Genomic DNA, 9,392 nt, shown 5'->3' with positions numbered 1-9,392 from the left:
GTTTACTTAGATAAAACTCAGTAAGCCTGCCGTCCGATTCATTGGCAAACAAAAATATAATATATCTTTTTTTTTTTTTTTGCGATTCCTCCAACAGCACCAAAAAAGATTTATTCTGACGGCAGGACAACCTGAGTAGATACGCCTAGTCCACTGGAACATTAACAACATCACCAGGCCGCGTGATAAGGGGATCATCATTACCACAACACCCTTCATGCGTGCTATGCTCAATCTACCCTTATGCGCACATTTCATACATGGTGGAGATTGACGCCGTAAAGCATCAAGCAGCCTGTCGGATTTGATCTTACTTCCGAACGAAGTTGATTTGTTGTTGTGATGGATTTCGTGCCAGTAGGTCGAGAAACGCCTCTTTTGTTGCTGGATGATATGCGTGAGTGGGTTGCTGAAGACGACCCGGTGCATTTCATCCTGGAGGCGGTTGATCGCGTTGACTTTAGCGCTTTCAAGGTAAAGCGCACGTGAGCGGGCAAGTCGCAGTCCCCACCGCGGATACTGCTGGCGCTACTGATTTACAGTTACAGCCACGGAATGTTCGGTTCCCGCCGGATCGAGCGTGCGACCTACCGTGACGTTTGCGTGCGCTAGGTGAGCGTTCAAAACGAAGCCGCCCACAACCAGCGCCGTTACAACTTTCGGCCCGAAAAAGCCGTCGCTAAAGAACCCAAAAACTCGTCAACTCCACCCTCATTGACATGCGCAAAAAAGTCCGCACCCAGGCCGGACGCAAAATCAACGCCCTACGACAACAAAGCGTCGAACCAGTCTTCTGCATCAGCAAACAACCACAAACCGCCAAAAATCCACCAACAAGACCCAGCAGCGCACCAAACCACCGACAAAAAACTCGAATACCCCCCGCAGCTGACAGCTCCTCAATAAAAATAACGCTTAAAGGAAAACGTAAAAGCCGACAAGCTGCAATAGTCGGATAAGCCATTTGCCCAATGGGCAAATCCGGATGCAACGCATCCGACGGTGCAGCGGGACGCTGCCTACTTTTTGCGGCTGCGGCGGGGTTGTTTGCGAGGTGTGCCCTTGCCGTGTTTGTTGAGCGTGTTGTTGCCCGTGTTTTGTGATGTATTTGGTGTGTAATACGGATTTTTCTCCGACTTGCCACGCAGGTCGAAGCGCACAGGGCAACCCTCCAAACGGAACGCCTTGTGGAAACCGTTCTCCAAATAGCGCAGGTAACTGTCTTCCAGCTTTTCCTCGCGGTTACAGAACAGGCGGATCTTAAACGGACGCTGCGCAACCTGCAAACCGTAGTAAACCTTGAAACGGCGGCCTTGAACGATCTTTGGACGCTGGCGCTCGAGCATTTCGCTGAGGACCTTGTTCACCTTGGCCGTCGGTAATTCGAGGCTGAGCGTTGTGTCGACCATCACCGCATTCTTGAGGATTTCCTCCACATTGAAGCCCGTCACCGCCGATGTGAAAATGATCGGCGAGTCCGGCAAGAAGAACAACTCTTCGCGCACGGCGTCCGCAAAGGCTTTGCGGAATTCCTTCTCGCTGCCGTACCCCTTGAGCGGGTTCTTCTTCCACTGCTCTAAGGCGAGATCCCACTTGTTGACGACGACCACGAGCCCTACACCCGCTTCGGCGATGTCGCCAGCGATCTTCTTGTCGTGCTTGGCAACGCCGGTCAGCGCGTCAAGGACGAGGAACGCGACGTCGGTGCGCTCAATGGCGCCCGAGCTACGCAAGTTGGAAAAGTAATCCAGCGACGAGCCCAGCTTGCGATTGGGCTTCATGCCGGCGGTGTCGATCATGCGGAAAAACCACCTCTCGCCAGTGCGCGCAGTGTAGTCGAGCTCGTGCTCGATGGCGTCACGGGTCGTACCAGCGATGTCGCTGACGATCAGGCGCGGGGCCTTGAGCAGCGCGTTGCCCAGCGAGGACTTGCCCACATTCGGGCGACCACAGAGACAGATCTTGATGCGGCGCTCTTCGTCAACTTCCGGCTTCTCGGGCTTGGGGCCAAAGAATTCGCAGATCGCGTCGAACAGGTCACGCGCGCCCTGCCCGTGCTCAGCGGAAACGCCCATCACGTCGCGGAAGCCCAGCTTGTGGAAATCCGCGTAGCTGTGCTCGCGCATGTTGTCGATCTTGTTGACGACGGTCATCACCTGCTTGCCGGAACGGCGCAGCTTGTCCGCGATGTCGATGTCAATCGCGGTCACGCCTTCCGGCCCTTCCAAGACGAACAACACCAGCTCAGCCGCCTCGATGGCGAGGTCGACCTGCTCTTCGGTGGCGTCGTGGATGGCGGCGGGGGTCATCTCCGGCTTAATGCCGATGCCGCCGGTGTCGATGAGCAGGAAATTCTCATCCACCTCCGCCATAGCGAGGTCGCGCGTCACGCCGGGCATGTCGTGCACGATGGCAATGCGTTTGCCGAGGATCCGGTTAAACAACCGGCTCTTGCCAACGTTAGGACGGCCGACGAGGGCCACTGTGCGGGTGGGATGCATGGGAAGTGTGATCGATTAAATGTTATTTAGCCGCGGATTGACGCGGATAAAACGCGGATGCCAGCAGGATGATACGGATGGAAATAAGAATACGTTAGTGTTTTTGCGAACGAACGAAACGCTTAAATTCTACCTTGGATTTTCCAAAATTGATCAGGAGACCAACTGAAATTCCGGTAGCTTTGAGTTCATTCAACAGCTGAGGTTCGTCATTGGAATTGTATTTTTGCGCCACTTTCAGCTCAACGACAACGGATTCATTCACGAATAAATCTGCAAAATACTCGCCAACCATTTCGCCTTTGTAGCGCACGGTAATGGGAGCTTCAGAGACAGCATTTAAGTCGCGAGAGGTCAGTTCGACCACCATCGCACGATTGTAAACTTTCTCCAGGAATCCATACCCCAGCTCATTGTAAACCTCGAAAGAGGCTCCAATAATTTCTTTGGTAAACTCTTCAAGTTCCAGCTCCACAATAACCCTTAAATAATCCTAACTAGCCTCGCTGGCATCCGCGTTCAATCCGCGTCCATCCGCGGCTAAAAACAGCGTCCTATTTCGCCGCGGCCTCCGCGGGCTCCAGCGTGCCCACAAAGCGCTCGATGGCATCGGTAGCGCGGATGAGTTGCTCGTAGCTATTGGAGAAGCTGGCGCGGAAGAAACCTTCGCCACTGGGACCAAACGCAGTGCCCGGGACAACGGCCACCTTCTCCGCTTTCAGCAGCTGCTGGCAGAAATCCATCGACGACAGGCCCGTGCCTTGCAGCGAGGGGAAGGCGTAGAAAGTCGCGTTCGGCACGTGGCACTTGAGGCCGATTTCGTTGAACCGGCGGGTTATGAAGTCGCGGCGCTGCTGATACTTGTCCTTCATCATCAACACGGACTCTTCGCCGTTTTTCAAAGCCTCGATCGCGGCTTCCTGCGAGAGGATTGGGGCGCACATCATGGCGTATTGGTGGACCTTCATCATGGCCTCAACCAGCTCCGGCGTGGAGCAGGCATAGCCAATGCGGAAGCCCGTCATGGCGAAAGCCTTGGAGAAACCGTGGAGGAAAATCGTGCGCTCCTTCATGCCTGGGAAGGACGCAATGGAGACGTGTTCCCCGTCGTAGGTGAGCTCGGCGTAAATTTCGTCAGCGAGGACAACGATGTCCTTTTCGACAGCAAACTTGGCGATGCGCTCCAGCTTGGCGCGCTCAGTCACGCCGCCCGTCGGGTTCGTCGGGAAGTTGAGCAGGATCGCCTTCACGCCAGGCTCCCAGGCAGCAATGAGCTTGTCCGGATCGATGGCGAAGTCGTCATCGGCGCTGGTGGCGACGGGGATGGCCTCCGCGTGGCACAGCTTGATGCTCGGGCTGTAGCTGACGTAGCACGGCTCGTGATAGATGACCTTCTCCCCCGGATTCAGGATCGCGCGGAGGGCGATGTCCAACGCTTCACTGACGCCCACGGCGACGAGGATTTCATTCTCCGGATTGTAGCTGATGCCGAAAAAGCGTTCAACGTAGCTGGAGATTTCGCGCCGGAGGGTGATCAGGCCCTTATTGTCCGTGTAAGACGTTTTGCCCTTCTCCAACGCGTAAATCGCCGCTTCCCGTATGTGCCATGGGGTCACAAAATCCGGTTCGCCAATCCCGAGGGAAATGGCGTCCTTCATCTGTGACACGATCGCAAAGAAATCACGGATACCAGACTTCGGCAGCCCGGCCACGTGATTGGCGACGAATCTTTGGGAGGAGGACATGATATTTTCTAAAAATTAAGAATGTCGAATGATGAATTACGAAATGAAAAAGGCTGGTCGGAATCAGTAACGTTCTTCGCCAGCCCTTTTTCCTTTAATCTTTTTCCTTTAATCTTCTACGGGCTAACCGCCGGCTTGGCGTCGATTTCTTCGGGGCGCGCGATCAGGTGGCCCTGCTCTTTGTAGGCGCGCAGCATGAAGTGCGTCGCCGTGGAGTTAACACCCGCGACTGTCGCCAGCTTTTCAAAAACAAACGAGGCCACGCGCTGTAGGCTCTGCGCCTTTATGACGACCAGCAGGTCGTAAGCGCCGCTCATTAGGTAGCAGCTTTCCACGCGGTCAAACTGGCTGATGCGGTCGGCAATGCGGTCGAAACCACCATCACGCTCGGGGGAAATTTTCACTTCGATGACCGCGCGCACGCAGTCCTCCCCGTCGAAATCGGGGTTGAGCACTGGGCGCCAGCCCAGCAGCACGCCCTCATCGCGCAGCTTCTGCAATTCGGCGTCCACATCGTCACGAGACATGCCCAGCACTTCGCCCATTTGCGCGGTGGTCAAGGGCTCGCCTTCGAGGATCAATTTGAGTACGGGATTCATGAAAACGGGAAACGCTAGCAGGCTGCGCGCGAATGTCCATTGCAATTATAGGGCTCCTCAAGGTCCGAGAAGGCATTGATAATAGCCCAATCAGCATAACTATGACTCAGGAATCATTTGCAATCCAAAGGTATCCACGCTAGCTTTTCCCCATGAAATACCGATACTTCCTTGCGACCGCTTCAACGACGCTCCTGCTAACCTCCTCTCTTGTCGCCACCAAGCCCGCCGACAAAGGCAAGCCGACTGAAAACGAATCCAGCTACCAATACATTGAAAAAGAGATCAAGACCGAACAAAAGCTCCTGAGCGAGGAAGACGCCAATGAGAAGGCCAAACTCCAACTAGAACTCGCCAAGGAAATGCAGAAAAAGGACGGTTTTAACGCCGAATCCAAAGAAATCCTCGGCAAGTATGTGAAGGAAAACAGAGGTAGTTGGAAAAATGGCAATACGTTGCCGCCCGGTCTCCAAAAGAAGCTCGCTAACGGCGGCAAATTGCCTACCGGCTGGCAAAAGAAGCTCGGCGTCGGCGACACCATCCCGAAGGACATTTTCGACTATTCCCGCCCACTCCCAGAGGACATCGCCAACAAGATTCCTCATCCCGCCGGCACGGAAGACATCATGATCGAGGACGAAGTTTACCGCATCAGCAAAAAGACGCGCCAAATCATCGACATCCTCGGCTTACCAGCCAACTGAGCTAAAGAATGCCCTAGATCGCCTCGCCCACTCGGTCCCGTGCATACTCGAAGGAGTGCTGGAAGGAGAGGTGATCTAACCGAAGGTTCGCGCAAATGTGCATAATTTCGTCGACTTCCGCATCGGCCAGTTGGCCGTCGCAAATCGCGATCTCAAACAGCAATTGCAGGAACCTCCGGCGTTCAAGCAGTGTAGTCTCTTCAAAAAGCCAACGACTCACGCGCAAAGAGTCGATTTCGCTGATCGAATCCGAGAGTGAGACAATCATGATGAATTCTGCTTGCTCACGCTCAAGCTTCCATTGATTGATTAAAAAATCGATCGCCATTGCGAGTTCGCGCTCGTCAATGACATCATCTGCGTGGATGACCCGCGCCAGGAGAATTCCCGCCAAGCAAAGGCGACGCAGCTCGCTCTTAGTGCGATCTTCCAAGCCAAACTCACCTTCGATCCAGTCATCTACACGCCCAGCGATTATGGTGTCCACTGACGCCAGATCACGTTCGGTTTTATTTGCTGCGCGCTCACGACGCGCCATGGGCTGCTCCAGCACTTCAGACAACAGTGTTAGCGCATCGAGCGGGAAGGCACCGACCTTGTGCACAAACTCAGAAATTAGCTCACGCTCACCATCAGCAATAACGCCATCTGCCTCCACCATGCGTTCCAGCGCGTAGAGGGCAAAGCGTTTGGCTCGATCAGTTTCCACCAATGTCACTAGCGCGTTGACATATCTAGTGCGCCAGCTCGGACTGATTGGTTGATCGAGCAGCTTTTGAATTTTGCGCCAACTCTTCCGGTCCAAGCCCGGAAGTTGGTATAACAGGTCCATGAGGCAATCGCGTTCCTCGGGCGTGACTTTGCCGTCGGCCCAAGCGGCGACAGCGACTACTTTCGCCAGCGCCAGCGATAATGACGATTCATGCATAAGCAGGTTGGTAATAGGATTAGGGGAAAATGAGGGGCAGGAACTAACCAGTGCTTTGCTATCTAACAGATTAGTAGTGGATCAGCAGAATGAAAGCAAAAAAAGCAAACCCCGCAAATATTCCCACCAATTATCAGCTCCACTACTCAGGCCTTTAAAGGGAAATAGGTAAGAATGCGTTTATCTCCCAGCGGGCATCCACCAGACTGCCAACCACACGGTGACCTCCTCTGAATTCGTCCACTCCACACGGTGGCGTCGATGCGCTGGCAAATAACAATGGTCCCCCGACTGTAGATCCACCATCCGGCGCTGGCCGCCCTCCCACTCAATTTCCAGGCGCGCAGCGCCAGCTAAGAGTAGCACCCATTCATTTTCATCTTGGTCATACCAATCGTCGGGCGCGGAACATTGTCCGGTCGACACAATGCGCTCAATACGTACGCCATCAGCACAAACCAAGTCTTCCATCAGCTCTTCAGAGAGAGATGTGGGCAAGTCAGCAAGCAGGTTTTTCAACATCAAATCAAAATAGGTAATCGACTTGCGGCTAAGTTGCAACAAATAGCCTTGTGAAACGCGCCACGCCTCCCCTATCGTCGCTCGCGTGCTGCATAATTTTAGAGGTAACTGCCCCCTGCTGTTGGGCGCACTGTTAACGAGCAGCCTTGGCGCGCAAATGCCCAAGGTTGATGCGGAGCTTCCCCAGCTTGAGTCCGACAGTCAGGAATACGACGCGGACACCAACTCCATGGTCGCCAAAGGCAACGCGGAGCTGAGTCACGGCAACATCCTCCTCAAGAGCGATGAGATCGTCTTCGAGCAAAATACCTCCACCATCACGGCCAACAACCAAGTCCAACTGACGCGTGGCCCCTTTCGCCTCCTCAGCGACTCCGCGAGCTATGACTACCTACAGAGCCGATTTACGGCTGGCGACTTTCGTCTCGGTCGTCACCCACTCTTCCTTAAAGGCGAGAACATTGTGGGTGACCGCGAAGAAATCGAAGTCACCAATGGTTCAATATATTTTCAAGAGCCAGACGCTTATGCCTTCAACGTCAAGGCCGACCGCTACCTAGTCAAGGACGACACATTATACGTTTACGACGCCACCTTCCGCATTGGCGACACTCCCTTCTTCTACCTGCCCTACTTCGAGCAAAATGTGGAGGAAGATTCGCCCATCGACTACCGTGGCGACTTAGGCTACCAAAAAAGCCTCGGCGCATTTATCCAAAACACCGCCACCGTGCGTCTGTATCCCGAGCTGAAGCTTGGCGCCAATTTCGACGGTTACACTGAGCGTGGTTTCCTCGGTGGACCCGTGATGAAATATGGCTGGTTCCGGGATCAAAACTCGCGCGACAATTACCAGACCGGCTACCTCGACACCGGCTTCATTTACGACCTCGGGGACAGCAGCGACCTCGGCGTCGATACCCTCGGCCGCCCAATCCGTCGCAGCCGCAATTTCATTGAATGGCGCCACTTGGGACAGATCAATGGCAACATCGACATAGCCGCGACCACCAGTTGGTGGTCCGACTCCGAAGTCACGCGCGATTTCCGTGACGAACTGTTCTACGACAACCAAATCCCCGACAACTGGGCGCAGGCCAGCTACCGCGGCGAAAATTATGTCTTCGCCGGCTTCATGCGCTATCAGCCCAACGACTGGGAAGATGTTGCCCAACGCATGCCGGAAATCAGCGCCAGCTTACTGCAGTCCGAAATCTTTGAGAGCACGATTTACCACCAAGGCAAAGCCGACTTCGTCTCCCTGCTTGAGAAGTCACCCACTGGCCTTTTCGAAGAAACCACCTCCAATCGCTTCAACGCCTACTACGGGCTCCAACGCCCCACCCAGCTAACTGAGTGGGCCACCGCTACGCCCGTCGTTGGCGGCATGCTCACCAACTACTGGGACACCTACAACCACAGCGGCCCCTACACCCGTGTACTGGGTGAGGTCGGCATCGATGTGGAAGCGCTCATCACCGGCCACTGGGATATTCAGAGCGACTTCTGGGAAATCGACGGCTTGCGCCACGTCATGAGGCCCGTCGTCTCCTACCGCTATATTCCGGGCGCTGACGCTGGCAACACGCTCATTCCTAAAATTGATGTCACCTCCCCCTTTGAAACCTACCTCGACCCGCTTGGCCTCGCCAACAAGCGTAACATCGACGACCTTTACGCCGAAAACACTATTCGCTATGGGATTGAAAATTCCCTCCAAACCCGCGCCAAAGGCTACGGATCCTACGACCTCGCGGAGTTCAACATTTACCACGAATTCCGCTTCGACCAACGCCCGGCCGAGGTCATTAACAACCCGCCCTACACCCCCTTTATCCGCCCCGGCGAACGCTTTGCTTCCGATATCTACACCGAACTGACCCTCCGCCCAGCTTACTGGATGGCCACCTCCATGTTTATTCGTGTCGATCCCAACTCGCCCAGCCTCGCTCAGCTCAGCACGCGCACCACGATCATTGACGGCGAGGAATGGCAAGTCTACGGCGGCACCAACCTAGTGAAAGACATACCCACCAAGATTGAGCAATACATCCTTGGCGGAGAATACCGCATCAACGAACGCAACATGCTCAGCGCAGAATGGCGTGTAGATGCCGAAATCAGCGAACTCGTGGAGCAGTATTATGGCTGGCAGACGCGCTTCGCCAACTCATGGGATATTCAATTCCTCATCGGCTACCTACAGGGTGCCACCCGCGAGGATGGCTTTTCAGCCAAAGTCCGCGTCCGCCTGCTAACATTCTAACAAGTTTTACCAATCTTTTTGGCTAAAGATAACATGAAGTTGCCGGGTCCAGCCCTTGCTGGACCCGGCAACTGATGATAGATCAAAAACAATACCTGGCCGTTAAGCTCGGCATCGATGTTCACGC

Annotated in this window: 10 protein-coding genes; 3 read left to right on the top strand and 7 right to left on the bottom strand. The window is 54.5% G+C overall.

Annotation, left to right across the window (positions count from 1 at the left end; translation table 11 throughout):
- The first annotated feature begins 342 nt into the window (after window positions 1-342).
- The gene (locus RBB62_RS20110; protein ID WP_309401082.1) at window positions 343-489 is read left to right on the top strand and encodes a hypothetical protein; all 147 of its coding nucleotides are present in this window, start codon (window positions 343-345) and stop codon (window positions 487-489) included.
- 190 nt (window positions 490-679) lie between these two features.
- On the opposite strand, the gene RBB62_RS20105 is transcribed toward RBB62_RS20110, so the two are convergent.
- From RBB62_RS20105 to RBB62_RS20085, 5 genes are all read right to left on the bottom strand, one after another.
- Complete coding sequence (locus RBB62_RS20105; protein WP_309401081.1) at window positions 680-964, bottom strand: hypothetical protein; 285 nt, start codon at window positions 962-964, stop codon at window positions 680-682.
- A gap of 55 nt (window positions 965-1,019) precedes the next feature.
- Window positions 1,020-2,501, bottom strand: coding sequence for a ribosome biogenesis GTPase Der (gene der / locus RBB62_RS20100; protein ID WP_309401080.1), 1,482 nt, complete (start codon window positions 2,499-2,501; stop codon window positions 1,020-1,022).
- 94 nt (window positions 2,502-2,595) lie between these two features.
- Window positions 2,596-2,976, bottom strand: coding sequence for a GxxExxY protein (locus RBB62_RS20095; RefSeq protein ID WP_309401077.1), 381 nt, complete (start codon window positions 2,974-2,976; stop codon window positions 2,596-2,598).
- Between the two features lie 79 nt (window positions 2,977-3,055).
- Window positions 3,056-4,246 (bottom strand): aminotransferase class I/II-fold pyridoxal phosphate-dependent enzyme, encoded by a 1,191-nt coding sequence (locus tag RBB62_RS20090; protein WP_309401076.1) that lies wholly within the window; start codon window positions 4,244-4,246, stop codon window positions 3,056-3,058.
- 116 nt (window positions 4,247-4,362) lie between these two features.
- Window positions 4,363-4,845 (bottom strand): Lrp/AsnC family transcriptional regulator, encoded by a 483-nt coding sequence (locus RBB62_RS20085; RefSeq protein ID WP_309401075.1) that lies wholly within the window; start codon window positions 4,843-4,845, stop codon window positions 4,363-4,365.
- 152 nt (window positions 4,846-4,997) lie between these two features.
- Between RBB62_RS20085 and RBB62_RS20080 the strand changes: the two genes are divergently transcribed.
- Window positions 4,998-5,549, top strand: a complete 552-nt coding sequence (locus RBB62_RS20080) for a hypothetical protein (RefSeq protein WP_309401074.1) — start codon at window positions 4,998-5,000, stop codon at window positions 5,547-5,549.
- Window positions 5,550-5,562: 13 nt separating this feature from the next.
- On the opposite strand, the gene RBB62_RS20075 is transcribed toward RBB62_RS20080, so the two are convergent.
- Together RBB62_RS20075 and RBB62_RS20070 are read right to left on the bottom strand one after the other, a co-directional pair.
- Complete coding sequence (locus RBB62_RS20075) at window positions 5,563-6,477, bottom strand: TerB family tellurite resistance protein (RefSeq protein ID WP_309401072.1); 915 nt, start codon at window positions 6,475-6,477, stop codon at window positions 5,563-5,565.
- A gap of 180 nt (window positions 6,478-6,657) precedes the next feature.
- Entirely contained in the window at window positions 6,658-6,999 is a 342-nt protein-coding gene (locus tag RBB62_RS20070) for a cupin domain-containing protein (protein ID WP_309401071.1), read from the bottom strand.
- A gap of 157 nt (window positions 7,000-7,156) precedes the next feature.
- Here RBB62_RS20070 and RBB62_RS20065 point away from each other — a divergent pair, with 157 nt between their 5' ends.
- On the top strand, window positions 7,157-9,265 hold the full coding sequence (locus tag RBB62_RS20065) for an LptA/OstA family protein (RefSeq protein ID WP_309401070.1): 2,109 nt from the start codon (window positions 7,157-7,159) through the stop codon (window positions 9,263-9,265).
- The last annotated feature ends 127 nt before the right edge of the window (window positions 9,266-9,392 follow it).

This window comes from Cerasicoccus maritimus, assembly GCA_031296935.1.
GTDB classification, from domain to species: Bacteria; Verrucomicrobiota; Verrucomicrobiia; order Opitutales; family Cerasicoccaceae; genus Cerasicoccus; species Cerasicoccus maritimus.
This window is presented reverse-complemented; position numbering and strand designations above follow the sequence as displayed.